16 protein-coding genes and 1 tRNA gene are annotated in these 22,941 nt (G+C 41.8%); 9 read left to right on the forward strand and 8 right to left on the reverse strand.

Features of this window, described 5'->3' with window-relative positions; all coding sequences use genetic code 11:
- Positions 1-7 precede the first annotated feature (7 nt).
- Positions 8-1,294, forward strand: coding sequence for a YaiO family outer membrane beta-barrel protein (locus AC13FX_RS06940; RefSeq protein WP_482879820.1), 1,287 nt, complete (start codon positions 8-10; stop codon positions 1,292-1,294).
- On the opposite strand, the gene AC13FX_RS06945 is transcribed toward AC13FX_RS06940, so the two are convergent.
- From AC13FX_RS06945 to AC13FX_RS06960, 4 genes are all read right to left on the reverse strand, one after another.
- Positions 1,291-3,765 carry a sulfatase-like hydrolase/transferase gene (locus tag AC13FX_RS06945; RefSeq protein WP_482879821.1) on the reverse strand — a complete coding sequence of 825 codons (2,475 nt, stop codon included), beginning with the start codon at positions 3,763-3,765 and terminating at the stop codon, positions 1,291-1,293. The two genes, AC13FX_RS06940 and AC13FX_RS06945, sit on opposite strands and share 4 nt — an antisense overlap.
- 78 nt (positions 3,766-3,843) lie before the next feature.
- Complete coding sequence (gene lat, locus AC13FX_RS06950; RefSeq protein WP_482879822.1) at positions 3,844-5,193, reverse strand: L-lysine 6-transaminase; 1,350 nt, start codon at positions 5,191-5,193, stop codon at positions 3,844-3,846.
- 398 nt (positions 5,194-5,591) lie between these two features.
- On the reverse strand, positions 5,592-5,732 hold the full coding sequence (locus AC13FX_RS06955) for a GIY-YIG nuclease family protein (RefSeq protein ID WP_482879823.1): 141 nt from the start codon (positions 5,730-5,732) through the stop codon (positions 5,592-5,594).
- 65 nt (positions 5,733-5,797) lie between these two features.
- A tRNA-Met gene (locus AC13FX_RS06960) sits at positions 5,798-5,870 on the reverse strand.
- A gap of 121 nt (positions 5,871-5,991) precedes the next feature.
- Between AC13FX_RS06960 and rocD the strand changes: the two genes are divergently transcribed.
- A complete protein-coding gene (gene rocD, locus AC13FX_RS06965; RefSeq protein WP_482879824.1) occupies positions 5,992-7,251 on the forward strand; it encodes an ornithine--oxo-acid transaminase in 1,260 nt (419 codons plus the stop codon).
- A 31-nt stretch (positions 7,252-7,282) separates the two neighbouring features.
- Here rocD and AC13FX_RS06970 read toward each other — a convergent pair whose 3' ends face one another.
- Together AC13FX_RS06970 and AC13FX_RS06975 are read right to left on the reverse strand one after the other, a co-directional pair.
- Positions 7,283-8,146 (reverse strand): hypothetical protein, encoded by an 864-nt coding sequence (locus tag AC13FX_RS06970; RefSeq protein WP_482879825.1) that lies wholly within the window; start codon positions 8,144-8,146, stop codon positions 7,283-7,285.
- Positions 8,147-8,160: 14 nt separating this feature from the next.
- Positions 8,161-10,317 (reverse strand): TonB-dependent receptor, encoded by a 2,157-nt coding sequence (locus tag AC13FX_RS06975; RefSeq protein ID WP_482879826.1) that lies wholly within the window; start codon positions 10,315-10,317, stop codon positions 8,161-8,163.
- Between the two features lie 523 nt (positions 10,318-10,840).
- Here AC13FX_RS06975 and AC13FX_RS06980 point away from each other — a divergent pair.
- The 7 genes from AC13FX_RS06980 to AC13FX_RS07010 all read left to right on the forward strand — a co-directional run bounded on the left by AC13FX_RS06980 (position 10,841) and on the right by AC13FX_RS07010 (position 19,873).
- Positions 10,841-12,268 (forward strand): GWxTD domain-containing protein, encoded by a 1,428-nt coding sequence (locus AC13FX_RS06980; RefSeq protein ID WP_482879827.1) that lies wholly within the window; start codon positions 10,841-10,843, stop codon positions 12,266-12,268.
- Between the two features lie 29 nt (positions 12,269-12,297).
- Entirely contained in the window at positions 12,298-12,993 is a 696-nt protein-coding gene (locus tag AC13FX_RS06985; protein WP_482879828.1) for a hypothetical protein, read from the forward strand.
- A 201-nt stretch (positions 12,994-13,194) separates the two neighbouring features.
- Positions 13,195-13,779 (forward strand): hypothetical protein, encoded by a 585-nt coding sequence (locus AC13FX_RS06990; RefSeq protein ID WP_482879829.1) that lies wholly within the window; start codon positions 13,195-13,197, stop codon positions 13,777-13,779.
- Positions 13,780-14,047: 268 nt separating this feature from the next.
- Positions 14,048-17,104 (forward strand): SusC/RagA family TonB-linked outer membrane protein, encoded by a 3,057-nt coding sequence (locus AC13FX_RS06995; protein WP_482879830.1) that lies wholly within the window; start codon positions 14,048-14,050, stop codon positions 17,102-17,104.
- A gap of 20 nt (positions 17,105-17,124) precedes the next feature.
- A complete protein-coding gene (locus AC13FX_RS07000; RefSeq protein ID WP_482879831.1) occupies positions 17,125-18,612 on the forward strand; it encodes a RagB/SusD family nutrient uptake outer membrane protein in 1,488 nt (495 codons plus the stop codon).
- A 47-nt stretch (positions 18,613-18,659) separates the two neighbouring features.
- On the forward strand, positions 18,660-19,112 hold the full coding sequence (locus AC13FX_RS07005) for a hypothetical protein (RefSeq protein ID WP_482879832.1): 453 nt from the start codon (positions 18,660-18,662) through the stop codon (positions 19,110-19,112).
- Positions 19,113-19,285: 173 nt separating this feature from the next.
- Positions 19,286-19,873 (forward strand): hypothetical protein, encoded by a 588-nt coding sequence (locus tag AC13FX_RS07010; protein WP_482879833.1) that lies wholly within the window; start codon positions 19,286-19,288, stop codon positions 19,871-19,873.
- A 735-nt stretch (positions 19,874-20,608) separates the two neighbouring features.
- On the opposite strand, the gene AC13FX_RS07015 is transcribed toward AC13FX_RS07010, so the two are convergent.
- A complete protein-coding gene (locus tag AC13FX_RS07015; protein ID WP_482879834.1) occupies positions 20,609-20,932 on the reverse strand; it encodes a GIY-YIG nuclease family protein in 324 nt (107 codons plus the stop codon).
- A 441-nt stretch (positions 20,933-21,373) separates the two neighbouring features.
- A complete protein-coding gene (locus tag AC13FX_RS07020; protein ID WP_482879835.1) occupies positions 21,374-22,801 on the reverse strand; it encodes a GWxTD domain-containing protein in 1,428 nt (475 codons plus the stop codon).
- Positions 22,802-22,941 lie beyond the last annotated feature (140 nt).

A 22,941-nucleotide genomic window follows, 5' to 3' on the forward strand; every position in this document is an offset into this window, starting at 1 on the left:
GAATATTATGAAATACCTTGATCAACGCCAGGCCGATTTTAATTGGACACCCTATTGTGTACTAAAACGCATCGTTCTGTTGGTAATTCTGATTCTTTCTGCACAGATGACCCTCGCCCAAACGGTTGAAAATGTAGATGTGGCCTTCATGGAAGCTCGTGAGCTGGCATTTGATGGAAAAAGAGAGGAAGCGAGGGAGCTGGCTTATGCTATTCTTGAACGATCACCGGATTATCACGATGTGAGAATATTGATCGCACGAACCTATGCCTGGGATGGCAGCTATGATAAAGCCCGGAAGGAATTGAATTATGTGCTTGAAAGGCAACCTGAATATAAAGATGCACTTTTTGCTGCTATTGATAATGAGCGCTGGGCCGGGCATGAAACAGCCATGCTGAAATATTCAAAACAGGTGGTAAAATATCATGCTGTTGACAGCGATGTATTATTGAAACGAGCTGAAGCACTCAATGCTGCAGGCAAGGAAAAAGAGGCGTTGCAGATTTTGAACCAGCTGGAACAGATCGATAAATCTAATGAAGAAGCCCAACAGCTTAGAGAAAGTATCAAAACTTCAGGTCAGGATTATACACTCACAACAGCTTACACTTACGACACCTTTGAGGATGTCTTTGATGACATACATAAAGCTTATGTCCAGCTTTCTCGCCGAACAGATTACGGGTCGATCATTGGCAGGGTAAATTATCAGCGACGATTTTCTGACGATGGCATACAGGCCGAACTAGATTTCTATCCATCCATAGCCGAGGGGTGGTATGGGTATGTGAGTGCGGGATATTCTTCAAGCGCCCTGTTCCCGGAATTCAGGGCAGGAGCAGAACTTTATAAGAACCTGCCAGCCGCTTTTGAAGTATCAGCCGGTTTCAGATACCTGAAATTTAACAGTGATGTTTGGATCTATACGGGAACCATATCAAAATATCAGGGAAACTGGTTATTTACAGTACGTCCATACATCACCCCAAATTCTGTAGGTGTTTCGCGTTCTTTGAGTTTACTTGCACGAAGGTATCTGGCTGGACCTGAAAATTACATTACTATCAGGGGAGGGTTTGGGTTCTATCCGGAAGAGCGCCGTTTTCAGGATGTTTCGGGAGATGTATTCTTTACAGAGTCACAGTTCATAGGCGTAGATGGTTATAAAGAACTCAGGTATAATCTGTCAGCTTTCATTTCACTGGATCTGGCCCGGCAGGAACTTACTTTTGATCCGGATAACTTTATCCGTGTTATAACCCTGAATGGTGGTGTGGTCTATAAATTCTAATTCTCAGATAGTTGTTCCTGCAAATCACGTAAATTCATGTTGTCAGGATCTTGCTCTAACCCTTTTCTGACCCAGACTTTAGCACTGTCTATGCTGCCAAGTAGATAATGAGACCGGGCTTTCCTGAAAATTAGCGGGATATAGGTATCATCTATTTTCAAACCCATTTCAGCATATTCCAAACTTATTCTATGTTTGCCTTGCCAATAGTGGACATCAGTCAGGGCATTATATGTGTCCATATAATTTGGGGCTCGTTTCATGACTTCCCTGAATTCGGAAATAGCTTTTCCATATTCTCCACTCCAGGCCAAAGTGCGACCATACAGTAATCTTGCATCATGATAGTTAGGAGAGCGTCTCAATACATGCCTAATGACGATCAATGCATACTCATAATTTGATGAAAATGCCGAATCCCGAGCCATATCGAATAATTGAGGGTCATTTAGTTCAGTGAGGTTCTCATTACGCAGAAATTGTATCTCGTTTTCGAGATTGTTCAATTCACGTATTTGAGACTCAGACAGTTCAATAAGTTTATTTTCTGTGGTTACGTGGTCATTCCTGGCTTTAAAGGTCTCAAACTCCTCATTTAACTGCTCTCTGATCCCGGAGTCATTGATCTCACCAAGCAACATCCCTTCATTTAACCTGTAAAGCCGGTTATCAGAGATGAAATACTCGCCTGACAGATAATCAACCATGTTATTCTTGGTTCTCATAAAAGGGATATTCTTATTTGAAACGAATTCTTCGCTGCTACTGAGTTCGCTTCCAAGCCAATGTACCTGATCCGGGGTTGCGAACTTATTATCAAAATTCTGAGAAAGATATGCGATCAGAGTTGGTGCTACATCCAGATGAGACGACACCCCTTTGAATTCTCTGCTTTGATTGAGTAGAGGAGAGTAGATCATGAATGGAACATAATAGCGGTCGATACGATCACGATGAGGGATCGGGACCATGCGGTGGTCTCCGGTGATAATAAAGATCGTATTCTCAAAATCATCCCTTTGTTTGTATCGGTTAATGAGTTGCCGGATGGAATCGTCGGTATAAAGTAGTGCCCTGAATAGTTCAGGGTGATCTCGAAAAGTTTGTGTATCTGATGCAGGAAGGTCAGGGTCAGAAAGCCGTTCCTCAAAGATCCGATCGAATTTTTGGGTATCTGGAATAATGAACGGTTCATGAAAATTGAGGGTTAAATATATATCGAGACGAGGAGTGGCGCTATTGAAGTCATCCAGAAATGTAAAGGCAAAATCATAAAGGTCATGATCGGAATATCCCCAGCTGAATCCCCCCTCGATCTCATCCATTCGCTCATAGGTGTCGGGAAAGCGGGAAGAATTGATCAACAGGTCGACTCCTTGCCTTTCCAGAAAAAGATCCAGGTTATCAAAACTTGTATCGTATCCACCAAAATAATTGGTTTGGTATCCATTGTTATTCAGAATGGAAATGAAAGAGTGATGCTCGGGCATGCGATAGCCAAGATCCATGAAGCCACTGCTCCCATAAGGCAGGGATCCGAAAATGGAGGGTTGAGCATTGAAAGATCGACCGCTTGTGGATAGAAAGTGGGTCCAGTATAGGCTTTTACTTGATAAGGAATCCAAAAAGGGGGTAAAACCTCCGTATGAGGCATTAGGGTTTACTACGGTTCCTCCCAGTCCTTCAACAATGATAAATACAAAATTCGGTAACCGGTCAGTGTGGTTCAGAAATGGACCTAAAACATCCTCAGTTTCAGGTTCCTTCATAAATGGATATTCTTCTCCGGAATACTGCTTTTCTGAAAATGAGGAAAACACAAGACCGGCTGATTCACCAAAAAAATAGGAAGCCTTATTTACTGAAAGCGCATAGGTTAACTCATGCTCATATTCACCTTTTGAAGGATAGGTCAGGAAACTCAAAAGGGCGCATATTGCAAGTATGATCAAAAAGATGTTTTGGAATGCATTGCTGAATTGTGATCTGCCAAGAACCTTAGTTGTGTAAAGGAAAACAAAAGGGAAGATGACCAATGGGACCAGTTCTTTAAGCCCAAAACGGACCGAAGTGCTCACAGTATCACCGATCTCTGAGAAGTTATAGGCCCAAAGGTCGACCCCGAGAAGAACCAACACTTCACTAAAATACTGAATCAAGGCGATGTAGATTACAATAAACAGCACCATGAATGCTTTGACATTCTTAGAAGCGTAATTTGGAATAAATTTGGCGAGTACTGCCCAAAAAGCGATCAAGGTAAGCCCCCAGAATGAAAACAAGAAAAGATCGGGAACCAGAGCTTTGAGGTAAATGAGAAATGATCCTTCAGGAAGCGTGAAATTCTGAGATAGGAGTATGATCTCATACACACGTAACAAAAAACCAAGGAGTAAAAATGAGATCACAGTTGCGATCACATTTTTAAACTCCTGATCGGAAAAGGGAAGGTAACTGATAACGGTTTTCAATGCCTGGATCTGTAGTCTATGATTAAACAGTAGGCATCTATAATACCATCGTAAGTATTAACCTGAAAGCATCATTTATCAATCAACAACCGGACATTCATCTACTTTGGCTTTATAAGCTTTTTCGAGAATGTCGAGCCCTTCATCGATCTGATCTTTGGTAATGGTGAGAGGTGGACGGAAGCGCACCGTATTTGGACCGCACGACAGGATCATCAGTCCATTGGCTACACATTCCTTGATCACGTGATCGCGGGCATGGGTGTTGGGCAGGTCAATAGCACAAAACAATCCTTTACCTCTTGGATTCGACAGGTACTCGTGTTTGTCAGCAAGATCTTCAAGTTTTAATTTCAGATGATCTCCGACAGTGGCTGCATTCTCCACCAGGTTATCTTCTTCTATTACCTCCAGAATACGCCCGAAGCGAACCATATCCACCAGGTTACCGCCCCAGGTTGAATTGATCCGGGATGATACGTGGAAACAGTTGGTTTCAATGTCGTCTACTCTTGTGTTTGCCAGAATTCCACATACCTGAGCTTTTTTACCAAAGGCAAGAATATCAGGTTTAACATAATGCTCATGAGCCCAGAACTTTCCGGTCATGCCAACCCCGGTCTGTACCTCATCATAAATAAGCAGGGCTTCATGGGTATCTGCCAGGTCACGTAAAGCCTGATGGAATTCCGGGCGGAAATGTCGGTCACCGCCTTCACCCTGTATCGGTTCGATCAGAATACCGGCAATATCATCCTTAAAGATCTCAAAATAACGTTCCGCCTGAGCTATGGCCATTTTTTCTTGCGCAGCCGTTGCTTCTATGTTATCCTTTGTGGCAGGGTAGGTCATGGCAGGACTAACCACACGAGGCCAGTCGAATTTCGGAAAGTATTTAACTTTATTTGGGACTGTATTAGTGACCGACAGGGTGTATCCGGAACGCCCGTGAAAAGCTTTTTCAAAATGGAGGATCTTATGGCCTTTTTCCTGACGGTATCCCTTCTGAAAGTTCTTCTGCACTTTCCAGTCAAAGGCTACTTTCATGGCATTTTCCACGGCCAGGGCACCACCTGATATAAAAAAGGAGTAAGGCATGTAATCAGGAATTCCAACCCGGTCGAAGGTAGCCAGGAACCGGGCCATGTCTTCGGTATAGATATCAGAGTTGGAGGGTTTGTTGATCGCCACCTGAGCCAGACGCTGTACAAAGTCATCGTCGCCGGCCAGTTTTGGGTGATTCATACCCAATGGGTTGGATGCAAAGAATGTGAAGAAATCCAGATATCTCTTCCCTGATTTGGAATCGAGAAGGTAAGCTCCCTCACTTTTTTTGAGGTCAAGTACCATGTCGTACCCATCAGTGAGAATATGTTTACCTAAAACTTTACGTACGTTATCCGGATTGATATTCAAATTATCTTGCATTCGTAACTCCTATTGTTGAATTGTTTCTACAAATCTACCAAAAGCTTCATATGGGCTCAATAGCGTTTAAATTCACTAAAGTTGGAATAGGGATTTCAAGCAGGTGTGTTAGAGCGCGGAGACATTGAAATGTCGTATGATGTAAAATCAGAAAAAGCAGGCGTTGCTCGAGATTTGAGGTATACCCAATATAGATCTTTTGATAGTGACGTGCCCGCCGGTGGTCGGATTATAGTCGGATTCGAACCTGCGTCCGCCAATCGGCGGATAAGAGCCCGACGAGCTTAGTTAAATTTTTCGTTTATTACTTCCCATATAAATACACGTCCCTTAGTTGATTTCAGTTGTTTTTCTCTGCGCATGGCTTCCTTTTTAGTATCAAATTCTTCTGTGTAGACCTATTCCCAGGGACGATATTTGATGGTCCAGCCTTTTTTACCTAATGAGTTATGAGAAAGCAAGTGTTTCTCCAGGTTTGATGTGTACCCAATGTAGATCTTTTGATGCGAAGGTGAGTATAGAGCGTAAACAATAAACATGAGTCATCGATTTTCTCATGAATATAAAAAAAGCCTTCTGAAATTAATCAGAAGGCTTTTTGTAGTGGCGGGGGTAGGATTCGAACCTACGACCTTCGGGTTATGAGCCCGACGAGCTACCAGCTGCTCCACCCCGCGATGTCAAGACTTAAATATACGGCTAAATACCATTCGATATCAAGGGTAATTTGAAATAATTTTGTTCTTGTTTCAGTGATGCTTTTCCTATTTTCAGCAAAAAATAAATAGACAGAATTATATGATCACATCAAAGCAAGCAATTGAACTGGAAGACAAATATGGCGCCCATAACTATCACCCGCTGCCGGTGGTACTATCAAAAGGAGAGGGTGTGTATGTATGGGATTCTGAAGGCAATAAGTACTTCGATTTTTTGTCAGCCTATTCTGCGGTCAACCAGGGGCACTGTCATCCAAAGATCACAAAAGCACTGACAGATCAGGCCTCAACCTTGTGCCTGACCTCAAGAGCATTCTATAATAATGTGCTTGGTGAGTATGAAAAGTATGTGACTGAGTATTTTGGTTTTGATAAGGTTCTGCCTATGAATACAGGGGCTGAGGGAGTGGAAACAGCCATCAAGATCTGCCGGAAATGGGCATATGAAAAGAAAGGGATCCCTGAGGAGGAAGCTCAGATCATCGTTCTGGAAAATAACTTTCATGGGAGAACCACAACCGTGATCTCATTTTCAAATGATCCGGATGCCCGCAAGAACTTTGGTCCGTACACTCCGGGTTTTATTAAGATACCATATAACGATGTTGAGGCACTAAAAGAAGCACTGGATCAACCAAATATTGCCGGAGTACTTGCCGAACCGATTCAGGGTGAAGCAGGCGTGGTTGTGCCTGATGATGGATACATCTCTCAAATGGCTGAACTCTGCCGCGAAAGGAACGTATTGTTTATGGCGGATGAGATCCAGACCGGTATTGCCCGAACCGGTAGTTTATTGGCTGTGTGCGGGAACTGTGATTGTCAGGGGCATTGCGAGCAGCAAAACACGTATACCAAGCCGGATATTCTGATCCTCGGTAAAGCACTATCCGGAGGAGCCTATCCGGTATCAGCGGTCCTGGCTGATGAACATATCATGGAAGTGATCAAACCCGGTCAGCATGGGTCAACTTATGGAGGTAATCCACTGGCATGTAAGGTGGCAATTTCAGCTCTTGAAGTTGTTAAAGATGAGAAACTGGCGCAGAATGCCCGAAAACTGGGGAATACCTTCAGGGCCGAAATGCAGAAACTGGTCGATGAAAATGAACTATTCGTAAAAGTTAGAGGTCGCGGACTTTTGAATGCCGTGATCATAAATGACTCACCAGAAAGTGATACCGCCTGGCGATTTTGTGTGGCATTGAAGGATAACGGTTTACTTGCCAAACCAACGCATGGCAATATCATACGTTTTGCCCCGCCATTGGTGATGACGGAACATCAGCTTATGGAGTGTGTAGCTATCATTCGAAAAACACTTAAAAACTTTGCCTAAAAAAGGTCATAATCCTTAAATAATGGTAGGGTCAGTTAACATATAAACAGGACTCCGGGTTGTCATCAAATTCACAAGGGTGTATCCGAAGTTCTGTTTCTTTTGAATATTTACTCAGTACGATCTGTTGGTTGGGAGATGGTTCTGAGAGAGCCGTTGCATCATCTATCGAAAGGTGATCATTTCCTTCCATATAACCGATATGTGTGAATTTGAATCGGATCTTATCGCTGGAGAATTCACTGCAATCGATCCAATCAAATATTCCAAAAAGTAAAATAGAAATATCATTGGGAGAGAAGACAAAAGATAGGGTATTTGTGCTTTGATCGTAGTTGTTATCGGTTAGTTTAGTAGTCCATAACCAGGTATTTCCGGCTTTAGCCCCCACCTCAACATCCAAACGTTCACCGGCATCCAGATCGATCTCCGATAATTGAATGCGATACTTACCTGCACATTTTGCATTATCAGTTAAAACATCAAGAGCCGCGTTTTTGGTTGTCACCGTTGTGATATCTGAAGAAACTCCTTCTCCATCCTGTAACTCGATCCGGTATCGGGTATCAAATTCAATTGGCATATCAATTTTAAAGTTATGGGTATATAGACCATCAAATTCAACGATCTGGTCTTCCATGAGTTCAGATTGATCGTTTTCCAGATTCGTGAATGTCATTTTAACATTCATCGGGAGGGTTCCTTCCTGATTTAGTAACGCTTTATTGTTGTGAACACGTATAAAATTGGGTGACTCCGAAATATTCAGAGGGCCATAGATCGAGTATTCTTTGCCCTCTTTTACAATAGGCTCTATGGATGTATCACATGATATGGCGAAAATGGATATACCGGCTATTAACCCAATTAATTGCAGAAATTGATACTTACTCATTAAATTTTATGGTTTCAATTAATATTCAAACTAAATGATAAATAGGGCAGCAAGCGGGTTTGGTTGACCACTTCAAATTCTACAATATCCACGTAAAATATATTTTCCTGATCATAAGCATTGATCGCGCCGACTTCAGCACCTAACCTCATATTCTGTGAAAGGTCAAAAAACCGTTTTAATGATACATCTAACCGATGATAAAGAGGAAGCCGTTTACTGTATGGTTCGGTATAATAGGCAGCTGCGGTTCCCGGTTGAGTTGTGGGATCGGAATAGGGAACATTGATCCGCAGGTCCGTTGCATAAATTTGGGTATAGGGAAAGCCGGACCCAAATTCCCAGTTAAAACTTAGATCGAAACCTTTGTACTGATAATTCAACAAGGTATTTATTTTGTGCCTTTGGTCATGGGCAGGATAGTAGCTAAGTAACTCGTTACCTGCCCAGTTACCTAGATCATTTCCCTGAGCTGAATACTTGATGTAACCCAGACCATACCCAATGGACCCAAAAAAGGGACCGTTATCGTATTTCAAACGAAAGTCGAGGCCATAGGAATTACCTTCTGCCCGTACAGTCTCAGTTTCAATACCCACTTCCTGGGACCATCGTGGAACAGGGATATATTTAAGTTTTTTGTAATAACCCTCCAGGTTGATCGACCAATTTTGGCCTATGCGGTTCCTCCAGCTGGCAATACCATGAAATGCTCTTTGAAGCGGATCACCCTGCCGTGTAGGAGTGTATAGTGTAAATGTGGACCCGGCATCTCTTGGATCTGATATGCCCTCCATGATCTGGGAGTACAATCCGGTTGCTACACTGAATTCAGTTCTATTGTTGTTAAAGGGATTGTACTGTATGCGTAGTCGTGGTTCGAATCCTGAAGTGTAATTCATGGTAATTTGAGTCCCGACTCCGGGCTCAAGAATCAAACGCGGTGTTGCTTGCCATTTTGTTTTCACATAAAGCTGTATAATTGAAGCAATAGTACTAATGCCCTCATCGAAGGTTGTAAATCGTTCGTTAGCCTGCCCTTCAAAACTCTGATACCAGACATTAACTCCATAATCAAAAGTGAGAACCTGTAATTGTTCCTGCAGATCAATTCTAAGGTATCCCTGATCTACACGGGCATACCGTTCGTTTTCAAGTCCGCTGCCCTCAGAATTCCTGAAAGATGAAAACCCGGCGGATATTTCAAATGGGTGATCAAAAGTTTCATCAAACCCAAAACACCTGATGCCGGCACCGGTATTTGACCAACCCAAAATTGTATTACGTTGGGTATTGATCTGCCCCTCATCATTGGTGTGAATAGCGCTAAGACTACAATTGAAACTCTCACCTTGCAGGGAATATCTGGCTATAAGATCATAAAATTCCATGTTCTGTTTCTGAGTCCCCAAATAGCCGGAAAAATTTTTGATGTTTGACTTTCGACCACTTAACATGAGTGATGAGATTCCTTTTTTGAGCGGGGTTTCAATAAATACGGATGAAAGATATGGACTGAAACCTACACTGCCCTGTACCTTCTCAAGGTTACCCGTTTTCAAATTAACATCAATGATCGCTGAGGTGCTGTTCATATAGCGATTATCGAATCCCCCTGCCATTACTGAGACATTATTAACAACTTTTTCTGGAAATGCTGAAAATAGGTTGGAGATATGAAAAGGTTTCACGAGTGGAATGTTGTCAACCAATACCAGATTTTGTGAAGGAGTTCCTCCCCTTATATAGAGGTCTCCACCCTGATCGCCAGTGCTCACTATGCCAGGCATACTTTCGATGTAGGCCATAAGATCACCTTCCAGGGTGGCTGATGGAATTCGGCCTATATCGTCAGCACGAATTTTGGTAATTCCAACAGTGCCGGTATTTTCTCCTTTTTCAACGACTTCGAGTTCGTCTAATTTGCCAATACTTTCCCGCAAAGTTATTCGCTCAATTTTGGTCTCATTTTCTCCGATCTCATAAAATGCTTCAAAGGTCTCAAAGCCGACGAAAGATATTTGAATACGATAACGACCGGCTTTTAAGCCCCTGAATTCTACAAAACCATCCCGGTTGGTGATACCATAATCAGAATAATCATCATTATCTCCCTCATAAAGTAATACATTGGCACTAACAATTGGTTGGCCGCTTTTCTCTTGGATCACATAACGAAGTATTGAATTTGATTGTGCATAACAAACGGTTCCCCAAGAGAGACAAATGAAAAAAATCAATAAAGAACGCAACAAATAAGTCATATTGAATGAATGTTTCGATAAATCGAGAAACTTGAAATGTTTAAACCCCTGTAATTTAATAAAGCAAGTATTTATTATTGTAACATGAACATGTTATAGTAATTATAAAATAATTACTTATACTGAATCTATTGTTTATGACGTCTCTCTACACTTCTTAATAGTTTATTTTTTCTGTAAAATTATGCAGGACCAATATGATTTAAGTTGACCGTGTACGAATCTGAAAATATAGACCTACACTCATTTGCAGATATTTCCTAAGATAAAGTCGGGCTGTCATCATTTAAAAAATAAGATCGTAAAAGAACGGTGGTTCGGATTTTGATGTAATTATTAGGCAGATAGTTTAAAACGTGTTATTATAATATTATTCGATTCACTTAGTTTAACTAAGGCACGTGTCAGGTTATCAGATATTATTACCATAATGCTTAGACCTAATATTAATTTACTTTTTGGGCTACTTATACTGAGCTTATTCGGCTGGTCCTGCTCCGACAGTTATATAGATAATGTTCAGAGAGGAGGGTGGTATAATTATGAGGCAGGCTTACCTGAACTTAGACTCTCCACGACCAGCTTCTATAATGAAAGCGGGATGCCCACCATTGAGGTTTCCGGTGATGTGGTATATGGAGGTCTTATCTACAAACAAAATGATGCAGGAAAAATTCAGGCTGATATATCCATAGAGATCATAGTCCGGGAAATTGAAACTGATGAAATTGTAGCCGAAGACCTCTTTTCCAGGGCTTTAATTGCCGATGATAATACGGTGATCCACAGTCAGGACCTGTACAGGTTTTCTGAACAATTTCAGGTTGAGCCCGGAGAATATGAAGTGAGTGTGACAGTGACGGATGAAAACTCGGGTAAGCAGATGCTTAGAACGAACAGGACTGAGATCGAAGGCGTGGATCAGGGAATTGTTTCGATATCTGAGGTACAGATCTTTGGTAAAGAGAATTCTATAGATGGATCTGAGTTCGTTCCTGTTACGACCTATGATGTGCCTGCTAATCTTGATTCACTAAAATTCATGGTTCAGATCAACAATAGTTCTGACTCACCGATCGATATTCGCTCGAACCTGAAGAAATTCAAGGCTGACACATCCATAGCCTGGCCCATGAGCATTCAGAACTATCCAAGGTCGAGTATACGCTATCAGGGCATTGAGTATGATGAGTTTGAGATCATTCAATCCGGTTCAAGAACCATTGATCAAAATGGCTATATATTTATAGAATATGCATACGGTGATCTTGAATTGGGCAATTATCGCCTTGAGATCTTTATAGAAGGGAAAGATGATCTGCGTACTGAAGGGGGGAGGGAATTCGGAATCAAGCCGGCTTATTACCCAGCGGTGAAGACTCCCCGCCAACTGGCAGAGCCTCTGGCATATATAATGACCGACAGTGAGTATGAAGAGCTTATGTCAATTGAAGATGAAGATTCCCTGAAGGTGGCCATGGATCGGTTTTGGTTATCCAATATTAAAAACTCAAATCTGGCAGAAGATGTGATCTCACTCTATTACACCAGGGTAGAAGAGGCAAACAAGCAATTTTCAAATTATAAAGAGGGATGGAAAACAGATCTGGGAATGGTCTATATCCTGTTTGGGCCTCCCTGGAGCGTAAATGATGTATTGAACAGCAGGGTAATATTATCCTATACGTATAATTTGGATGATCCGGAAAGAAATTATTTATTTAGAGTCTCCGATATAAGGGGTAAATACTTCCCGTTTGATAATTACATACTACAAAGAGAGATCTATTACTATACTTTAGAATACAGACAAAAGCAGCGATGGAGAACGGGACTTATTCTAACAACAGATCTCTGACCAAAACATAACGTTAAATTAATGGTACAATGAAAACATTTAAGATTTTATCAATAACACTGACTTTAGTCCTAATAGCATTTCCTGCATCAATAACTGCGCAGGATCAACTTGATGAAAATGATATCAAGGATATGGTATCCCGCAATGTGATCCCTACGATACAAAAGACAGAAGTATCCGGCAGTCCCTATGTTTCTGACGACTTTACTGAGGGATCTTTTGAGATATATAGTGGCCGCAGTGCCTCGGCTCTATATATGAACTATAACATCTATGAAAATAGAATCGAATATAGAACCGGAGACCAAACCTACGGAATTGATCCGGCCAGTATAAGGCAGTTTACCCTTAAAAAAGATGGAAAGGACCGAACCTTTAAAAGAGGGTATGAATCCAAGCGTCTTGATGGGGATGAATTCGTAGAAGTAGCTGCTGAAGGGGCTTTATCCTTTTTGATCAAGCATGAAGTTAATTTCAGTGAGAACGCCAGTTCGGGCTATGGTTCAGCAACCAAGCAGGCTTCTTATTCTCATAATGAGCGATATTATTTTAAAGAAGGTGATGACGTGTCTTACGAAAGGAAACTCAACAACAGAAGGGTTATGCGCTATTTTGATGGAAATAAAGATGTTGAGAGATATATAGAAGAAAGAGGACTCGATATGTCGAACCCGGCTGATGTAGCAATGGCAGTCAGTAAATTCAATGAAGTAAATTCCTGAGAAGTTCTTTTATTTCTATTTCTTATTTATAAATAAGACAATTATTTTATACCTACATTCAAAGCGATAGTTAAGGGGCTATCGCTTTCTTTTATTAATTTCATCAAGAAGAACATTATCATACAAATGAGACCATCTCTATTATTAACACTGCCATTTCTATTTCTTTTAACGTCTTGCGCTTCCACTTCAAATCAATACTTGGCTTCTGAATATAATGACAGGGAGCGAAACACCACCTTAAGCATACTTCCAATACAGGCGGAGGTTTTTTTTGAATATTTTCCGGGATATACGTTTGGAAAGCTTGAAAATGAAGAGAACGGGACCTTTGAACAATATCTGCCTACTTATATTGAAAAAAATACTCAGGCCGATGTTAAAGAGATACTCACCGCTTCCTACCTGCAAGGCAGTCAATTTGAGTTAAAAGACTTGCCATTGGGATCCGAGTCTCAGTTTCAGATCCTGGGGCCTAAGGACAATACTTCCCTGACAAGTGAACAGATCAATTCCCGTTTTACCCTGATACTGGATCAATTCAATTATCAAATGTATGATATTGAAACAGGAGGGGGTAATTATGCCGGACATGAGATGGAAACTGAAACCAGGCTGAGATTTGAGACCAAATATCTGATCTGGGATAACGAAACGGGCCAGCCGGCCGCATGGGGTAAGGTCAATTCGGTGAAAAGATACACAGTTATGGAAAGGGAGGAGTTATATCAGCAGCTTCTGGATGAAGCCATGCAGCAGATCCTCAACAAAAGCCCGTTCTCCTGACCTGAGATATTTCCGAAGTTATTCTGATTATTTAATCCAATGGGCACTAATGGATTAGTTGAGCGGGTATTAAACTCCCGGTGCCGGTTAATTCAACATTAAAATGAAAATTCCCCTCTAATTATAATGAACGGCTATTTAGCTTATTATATTTTTGTATTTCAAGTTTATTATAAATAATATCCGAACTGATACATGTTTGTTAAACATTTGATAACTGTTTGTTAAACATTTTTTGTCTTAACCTATAATCTAAACCAAAGCTACTATGTTTAAAAAGCTACTATTTACAGTATTTGCTTTGTTATTGTCGGCTAGTGCATATGCACAAAGCGGCACCTTAACGGGGCAAATTACAGATGCTGAAACAGGAGAACCGTTGATCGGTGCGACTGTTTATATTGAATCCATAAACAGAGGTACCCAATCCGACGTTGATGGTAATTACACAATTACCGGAGTTGACGCCGGTACCTATACTGTTTCATACCGCTATGTTGGTTACGTAACAGTAAATGAAGTTGTTGAGATCGGATCAGGAACCGTGACACGTAACGTTGAGTTAAGTGTTGATGTTGTTGGTCTGGATGAATTCGTTGTTTCCGGATATGCTGTACAGCAGAAACGGGAAGTGACCGGTTCTATTTCAACTGTTTCTTCACAAGATCTTGAAAACGTTTCACTGCAGAACACAGAATCCCTGCTTCAGGGTCGTGCTGCCGGTGTAAACATTACCACTACGTCCGGTAACCCGGGTGGTGCATTCCGTGTAAATATCCGTGGTAACGGATCTATTAATGCGGCTACTGAGCCTCTTTATATTGTTGATGGTGTGCAGATCTCTTTTGCTCAGCTATCATCTCAGGCCAGTACATCCCCACTTAACACATTGAACCCAAGTGACATTGAGTCTATTGAGGTACTTAAAGATGCGGCTTCTGCGGCTATTTATGGTGCTCAGGCAGCTGCCGGTGTTGTGATCATTACTACCAAAGATGGTACTGCAGGTCCAACACAAATTACCGCGCGCGCCGAGACCGGTGTTCGTTCTCTTGCCAGAAATGTAGACTACATTAATTCTGATCAATACGTTGAGTACATGGGTGAAGGCTGGGCATTGAATGCCGGTGTAACTCCCGGTGGCGATTACAGCGCTTATGAAGACGCTTACCGAAACTTCTTCTTAGGATTCTTCGGCAGTCCTGTGGAAGCCGGTGATCAGCTTGCCAATACAAACTGGCAGGACTTTATTTTTGACGAAGGTGTGACTCAGAAGTATAACGTTTCTGCTTCCGGCGGTAACTCTTCTACTACTTTCCGTATTTCCGGTGGTTACGAAGGAACTGAAGGTACAGCCTTTAATTCAGACTTTACCCGTTTGAACCTGCGTACCAATATCGATCACGAACTGGCTCAAAACTGGAGAACCAGCGTTCGATTGAACATTTCCCGTTCAGGACAGACCGGTGTTTGTCAGGATGGTAACTTTATTAACTGTCCTCCGTCACAGGCTATGTTCGAAGCTCCGATGAGTTTCCCATACCTATTTGACGGTTCATACAACCCAAATACTCGTTTCGGTCTTTCAAACAACCCGGCTGTACAGGCTAACGAAGTTGATCGTGAGAACACTGTTACACAGATCCTGAGCTCTATCAGACTTCAGTATCAGGCCAACGACTGGTTATCATTCAATGGTAGCCTGAATGTTGATTACCGTAATACACAGGACAATCAGTACCGTTCAGCAATTGCTGCGCCTGCTCAAAATGGCTGGATCAGTTTTGCCAACCGTAATGTTGAGAACTACCAGGGTAACTTGATAGCGAATGCTACCAAGACTTTTGACGGTGTTCATTCTGTTTCCGGTTTTGTTGGAACAGAGTACCGATCTGATTATTCTGAAAGTCAGGTAACACGTGGTGACGGACTACCGGGACCATTCTTTACCGTACTTTCTGCCACTTCAACTCCAACAACTGCTGCCGGTATCAACAGTGAGTGGAGACAGGCAAGTTACTTCGGTAATGCCAAGTATACCTATGACGAAAAATACATCCTGAACGTTGTGGCCCGTTATGACGGTAACTCACGTTTCGGTCAGGATACCCGTTGGGGTTTCTTCCCGTCAGTTTCTGCCGGTTGGAGAATCTCTGAAGAGGATTTCCTGGATATTGATGCGGTCAACGAATTGAAATTACGTGTTGGTTACGGTACTACAGGTAACTCTGCGATCGGTAACTTTGCTGCACGTGGTCTCTATTCTGCCAGTGGTTCTTACTTAGGATCTACAGGACTTCGCCCAACACAGTTAGCAAATGCTAACCTTGGATGGGAAGAAGCTAAAGAGATCAACATTGGTCTTGATTACGAATTCTTTGATGGCCGCCTGTTTGGTGCTATTGATGCGTACCAAAAAGATACAGAGGAACTACTTTTCGGTCGTCCACTACCAAGTGACAGTGGTTACGGAAGTATTACCGAGAACATTGGTGCCGTACGAAACACCGGTATTGAATTTGAAGTAAACTCTGTGAATGTGGTACGTTCAGGATTCAGATGGCAGTCACGTTTCAACGTGTCTTTCTCTGACAACGAGATCCTTTCTCTGCCAAATGGTGACCCAATTGGTGAAGATGATCTGTTCACCAGCTTGATCGAAGGTCAGCCTATCGGGCAGATCCAGGTAGTACGCTGGGCCGGTGTGAACCCTGCAGATGGTCGCCCTATGTGGTACGACGCTGATGGTAACATCACCTACACTCCAACCAACTCCGTGGATGCCGTGAACTACAAAGATGGTGTTGCTAATACTGTGGGTGGTTTTGGAAACACGTTCAGCTATAAAGGCTTAAGCCTGGATGCATTCTTCCAGTTCAGTTTTGGACAGTGGGCTTTCCCGAATACGGATTACTACTTTACCAGAACACCTGACTTCCTGATGAACCTTACAACAGAAGTATTGGATAGATGGAGACTACCTGGTGATATCACGTATTACCCACGTGCAATGGAAGCAGGAACTGATTTTGCTGAAACGGCGAATTACCGTACTCAGCTAAGTACAGCTTCTATTTACAATGCAAGTTACATTCGTTTGAAGAACGTTTCTTTGAACTACAATCTGCCTGACAGATTCACTCAAAGAATTGGACTGAGCAGTGTGACCTTCTTTGCATCTGCTACGAACCTGGTAACCTGGACTGCATGGCCATTCTATGACCCTGAAGTTGCCTTTAGTCCAAATGATATCTACAACAACCTGACGGCAGCTTCTTATCCAACAGAGCGCCAGGTTAATGCCGGTATTGAAATCCAGTTTTAATTAAAAAATTAGATAATCACATGAAGAAATTTAAAACACTAAAATACGCACTGGTTATGGCCTTATTAGTAGGCTTTACCGGATGCGACAGTATGTTAGATGGTGTGGAACCTTCCACATCCGTTTCATCTGAGGTGGTTCTTACCAGCGAAGAAGGTGTTGATGCACTTAGAGCATCTATGTACTCCAAGATCCATGAAAATTTCAGTATGACTACTGAATATTTCGTTGCACCGAGTGCATTTACCGATGAAACACGTAACCGACCGGGTTCTACCCGTTTTCAAGCACTTACACAAGCTACCGGAACAAGCGGTGGAACTGCCCATATGAACAATTGGGGATTGTATGAGATCATACAGGATGCCAATCTGATCATAGGAGCTGTAGAACCGTCTGTATTCGAAGATCCTGCAACTTTGGATCAGTACAGAGGAGAGGCTTTAGCTCTTCGTGCTTTTGCCATGCATAACATGGTGAGAGTATATGGTTATGAGCCGGGTAACTTTAGCCAGGGTCCTGAAGGAAACTGGGATGCCGGTATCATTATCCGTACTGAGCCTACTTTAGACCTGTCTGATGCAGATCTAAGACCAAGAAGCTCTGTGAATGATGTTTATACTCAGATCCTGAATGACCTTAGCACAGCTAAGACTCTGCTTTCAGGTGTTAATTCTGATAGCCGCTTTGTAACTGAAGCATTTGTTGATGGCTTGACTGCTCGAGTTAATCTCTACGCAGGTAACTGGGGGGCTGCTGCAACGGCCGCACAGAATGCCATTGATAATTTCCCAAATCCATTGGAAAACACAGCTGCCGGTGTCGCAGATATGTTTGATGAAAGAACATCAAATGCACATTCAGAAGCATTATTCCTTATCGTAATCAATCCTGATACAGAAGGTGGAGGGTTCGGTAACAACGGTCCGGCTACCTATACTGCAGATGGATTCCTTGCACAGCTTCCAACTCAGTTCCTGATTGATAAGTATGATGCTGCTGATTACCGTTTAGGGTGGTATGAAGACTGTACTACAACACAGTTGAATCCATTGACTCAACCAACAAACTGTGACGCCGTTAATGATAACGGACTTGTCATAACAAAGTTTGGTGGTGAAAAAGGTAACTCTGTTGATGATATGCCAATGATGAGACTTGCTGAAATGTATCTTATCCGTGCAGAAGCACTTGCTAAAGATGCTAACAGCCCGGCTGCCGGTGTCGCACCGCTTCAGGCTTTAAGAGATGCCCGTAACACAGGTGCAGTACCTGCTGCTGCGTTGGTTGATCTTCAGGCGTTTGAAACGGAGATATTGGATGAAAGAATGAGAGAATTAGGCGTTGAAGGCCACCGGTTCTATGATCTTAAGCGTTTACAGCGTGATGTCAGAAACCCTGATGGAACACTGAAAATGCGTACAGATTCTTACAGAATTCTGGCTGAGATCGGATCCGGTCTGAGAAACGTAAATGACCTGTTGGTTGAAAATCCAGGTTACGAATAACTTACCCGGATAATCGACTAAAATTTAACTCAAAATATTTTTATCCAATGAAAATTAAATTACTTATAGCGTTACTTATTCCGCTTTTGTTCGTCAGTTGTGATGACTTGTTTGACAAAGGCGATGTAGAGAAAACATACGACGGACCGGCTCAGATCGAGTTCAAGCCGCTTCAGCAAGAAGCAAATCAGGCTTCCGGTTCATTCGATGTAGCGGTTCAGTTGATAGGCGAGGCCAGAGATTCTGACCTATCCGTTAGCTTTACTGTAGATGGATCCTCAACAGCCGTTGAAGGAACACACTATACCCTCAACAGTACCTCAGCAACTATTGCTGCCGGAGCTTTTGCAACTGAATTTACCATCGATGTGATCGATGGGGTTCTTGCACCGGGTGAGGATGTTGCATTGATCCTGAACCTACAAGATGCAGATGGTGTTCCAGCTGCTCCTGAGTTGGATCAATCCACTACATTTATCTTTGAACCACTACCGCAATAATCTTAGATAAATAGTTATATTTAAAGCCATGCCTTTCAAAGGGCATGGCTTTTTTAATTTAATTCACCAATTTTATGCGCAATTCAGTTTTTACCATTTTAAGTTTTTTAATTACTATTTCATTTCTTACGGGATGTAACCTGTTTAATAACGACATTCAGGTGGAAAAGAGGATGTCACTTTATTTTAAAGCTGAGAACCTGGGAGATACCCTTTCATCGGCTGATCAGGATTCTTTAATTATCACAGATTTTAAATTTGCAACAGACCGATTTATTGTAGCAGGAAATGATATAGAACTGGAAAGTTCACAGGGGGTAAGTACCTTTTTATTTACCTATGACCTAAATGCAACTGAAGACAGGCTTATTATTGATGTTGGGCTTGGTATTGCAGATAATGTCACATTTGACCGATATTCAATGTTCATTGAACCGGTTCCTGATAATGCAGGTATCCTTGACGATGATTTTTATGGGGATGAAAATAATTACTCTATGGTGATCAAAGGTTCTTTTAACAACAAGATTTTTAATTTCAGGATCTCACCAACAATTGACAGGGTATTTAGCTTTGATCCTGTGACGCTCAGTGATATTGATGAAACCATATTGTTAAGTAAAACAATTGACCTGGCTGATGTGTTTGTCAATCCTGATGGGTCAATTTTGGATCCAACTAACTCAGCTAATAATTCTGTGATCAGAGAAAGAGTCAGAACCTACCTGGAAGTTGAAGGATTTGCCGTAAATATCTATTGATGATCATTTACGAAGTGTTTTGTCACTTTCGCTTTTAAGCTCTCCTGTAAATTTTATTCATCCATAATCCATCACCTCGTCCTAACCTGGCAACCCATTAAGATCGTAGCATACCGGACGGAATGATGGATTATTACATGAACTGACTCCATCATTCGGCTCAGTCTAAATTCAGATCAAAAATATAAGTACAGCGGAGCCGGGTGATGGATCGGTGGATCATACAAATAGCCTCAACTATGTCAACCCATTCACTAAAACAAGTAAAACCCACTCAATACTTCAAAGACAATTAGCATACCACCCAGCCATGCTTCGCAAAAGGCAAGGTTCATCGCTGCGCTCTGAATGACGGGTTGTTCGATTATAATTGTGAGGTTTATACGCGGTCTGTCATTCTGATCCTGCCAACTGGCGGAGAAGATACTTGCCTATTTAGGGCATTAGGTCAAGCACTACCAATGAAAACAGCCACTGCCAATTTGATATTCATTGCCTACACCGATGCTTCGCAAAAGGCAAGGTTCATCGCTGCGCTCTGAATGACATTGGAGGTTAGAAAAGATTCAAAAATTTAATCCAGCCCCGGTCATCTTGAGGGTACTCCCGAAAGATCTTGCCTATTTAGGGCATAGCTGCATTTCATGTCACCTCATTAGGTACTACCGACAAACCACTCAATTCAAACACCGTTGCTCCGCAAAAGGTAAGGTTCATCGCTATCGCTCTGAATGACTATGCTGGAAGTGTTTTATTCGGTGGCCATTCTCCCAGGATATTCTTATTCATGGAATTCCAGTTAGGGTTTCTTTCGGTAATTAAATCTTCTTTCCACTTTCTACTCCTTCCCTTGATCATTTTTTCCGCTTGAATTGCTTCCCTTATGGTTGGAAAGGCTTCATACCAAACCAGAAGATGGCAATAATACTTTCCGGCAAATGTATCCGAGGAACCACGATTTAGATAATGCTCTACTAATCTTCTTCTCAGATCATTTGTTACACCAGTGTATAATGTTGTTTTGTTAGGGTTAGTTACTATGTAGGTGTAAGATTTCATGCTTAAACATAATAAATAGGTCATTCTGAGGGTACTCCCGAAGAAACTTGCCTATTTAGGGCATAGCTGCATTTCATGTCACCTCATTAGGTACTACCAACATATCACTCAATGCAAACACCGATGCTTCGCAAAAGGTAAGGTTCATCGCTGCGCTCTGAATGACGCTGGAGGTTAAGGTAAATACAAAAACTAAATCTAACTCCGGTCAACTTGATCCGACAGCCGGCGGAGAAAGATCTTGCCTATTTGGGCATAGCTGCATTTCATGTCACCTCATTAGGCACTACCAACAAACCAATCAATGCAAACATCCATGCTTCGCAAAAGGCAAGGTTCATTGCTGCGCTCTGAATGACTTACTGGTTACTACTTTTAACTCTTCCAATATATAATCAAAAACTATCGATGTGGGTTGCCAGAATACCACACTTACCTTAATTAAAAAGGACGGCTCAATATACTGCCGGACAGCCAACGTTCGATCTGCCTTCGCTGGACGTTATAGTAATAGTTATTTCTGCGAAGGATATAATTATCAAAAGGATAGAATTTAGTTTTTAACTTAGGCCGGTCAAATACAAAATTGGTTTCAGGGTCTTCCCGGTTATAAGAGTACGACCAAACCATCTGGCTGGTATAGGTGTTTACATACATTGGGGGGCCAAACAGGATATACATCATACCGGTGTCAGTTTTCCAGCCTTCCTTAAAATTGGAAAATTGCTTATTGGCTTCCTCAACACGTTCATAATAAAGGGAGATCACTTCCCTGGCTTTATTTGAGTTTTGCACATTAGACAGCCAAAAGCGGTCAATGGCATTCTTTAATGCTTTAGGATCTTCGATAGCCATCAGCTGATCATATTCTTTTTCGGTCATCAGATAAGCCAGGGGGCGTGCTAACTCTTGTGGACTCTTTATAGAAGGATAATGGGGGCTTTTTATACCGAATTCAATGGCTTTGTATATCCGGTCTTCACCTTCACCGGAACTCACTTCAAGCCTGTAATTCCCTCTTTGAAGTTCATGGAAATTGTATTCTATGATAACATTTCCGGGCTGTGTCAGGTTACGAACGGAGGACTGAACTACCTCAAAATCATCATAGTCAATACCTATGCGCTGAATACTGGATGGGGAGTAGTCACTGTAGTTCATGGGACGGGCGATACTGGTATCCGATTCGAACCTTAATAAACGCATTTCTACATTAAGACCGGTATCAGCATCCCTGTTGATAGCCTGAAAACGGAAGCGCAAGGAATCCATGCGTGAAGGAATATCGTAAGTGGTGGCCTGATTGAAGGTGTTATTTTCAGCATCAGAATTCTTGGTTAGAAGGCTGACATTTGTAATAGCGGAAGTATTGGTGCCGGGGGCAGGAACCGTAACAGTATTTCTTCTAATGGTTTGTTTGGAAGACTGATTGTCTGTCAGACTGATCTCAACCAATAGCTCACCCGGGTCAACTTCAAACTCGTCTTCAAATAAATAGATGTCCTGACTGTTTACGATCGCATTCGTTTCGTTACTGATCACATCGCTGAAATTCTCTCTTAATAGTATGTTTCCTGTATCTGAATTTTCTTTTACAGTGATTTCTATAGTAAAACGTGCAATATATTCATCATTTTCATTGGCATAGATAAGGCTGCCTTTAACCAACTCACCGGTAATATTCAGGATCGGTTTGTTGTCACTGTTGATGTAAGCCGTGGCTGCCGTTCTTAATTCCGGAAAACCGGGACGGTAGTTGTATGAGTCACCGCGGTCAATATCATCCACATAGGAATTTGAACACCCTGATAAAATAAAGAAGATGCTAAGTATAAGGCCTGCAGTTAGTAACGAAATTCGATCAGACATGACAATGCGTTTATGAGTTTTTAGTGCCAATGTACATATAAACAAAGGGTCTTTCTATTTATTATAGTTCGTTTTGAGAATAATCATTCCATATAGCTCTATATGAAGTTTATATGAATTGTAAATAAATGTTAGAAAAA

The sequence above is a fragment of the Gracilimonas sp. B-17 genome (genome assembly GCF_056857935.1).

Excerpts from the sequence above, each read along its gene's own strand:
- AC13FX_RS06940 (WP_482879820.1), top strand. The coding sequence starts at position 8 with ATGAAATACCTTGATCAACGCCAGGCCGATTTTAATTGGACACCCTAT.
- lat (WP_482879822.1), bottom strand. The coding sequence starts at position 5,193 with ATGCAAGATAATTTGAATATCAATCCGGATAACGTACGTAAAGTTTTA.
- AC13FX_RS06955 (WP_482879823.1), bottom strand. The coding sequence starts at position 5,732 with ATGTTTATTGTTTACGCTCTATACTCACCTTCGCATCAAAAGATCTAC.
- rocD (WP_482879824.1), top strand. The coding sequence starts at position 5,992 with ATGATCACATCAAAGCAAGCAATTGAACTGGAAGACAAATATGGCGCC.
- AC13FX_RS06970 (WP_482879825.1), bottom strand. The coding sequence starts at position 8,146 with ATGAGTAAGTATCAATTTCTGCAATTAATTGGGTTAATAGCCGGTATA.
- AC13FX_RS06980 (WP_482879827.1), top strand. The coding sequence starts at position 10,841 with ATGCTTAGACCTAATATTAATTTACTTTTTGGGCTACTTATACTGAGC.
- AC13FX_RS06985 (WP_482879828.1), top strand. The coding sequence starts at position 12,298 with ATGAAAACATTTAAGATTTTATCAATAACACTGACTTTAGTCCTAATA.
- AC13FX_RS06995 (WP_482879830.1), top strand. The coding sequence starts at position 14,048 with ATGTTTAAAAAGCTACTATTTACAGTATTTGCTTTGTTATTGTCGGCT.
- AC13FX_RS07000 (WP_482879831.1), top strand. The coding sequence starts at position 17,125 with ATGAAGAAATTTAAAACACTAAAATACGCACTGGTTATGGCCTTATTA.
- AC13FX_RS07005 (WP_482879832.1), top strand. The coding sequence starts at position 18,660 with ATGAAAATTAAATTACTTATAGCGTTACTTATTCCGCTTTTGTTCGTC.
- AC13FX_RS07010 (WP_482879833.1), top strand. The coding sequence starts at position 19,286 with ATGTCACTTTATTTTAAAGCTGAGAACCTGGGAGATACCCTTTCATCG.
- AC13FX_RS07015 (WP_482879834.1), bottom strand. The coding sequence starts at position 20,932 with ATGAAATCTTACACCTACATAGTAACTAACCCTAACAAAACAACATTA.
- AC13FX_RS07020 (WP_482879835.1), bottom strand. The coding sequence starts at position 22,801 with ATGTCTGATCGAATTTCGTTACTAACTGCAGGCCTTATACTTAGCATC.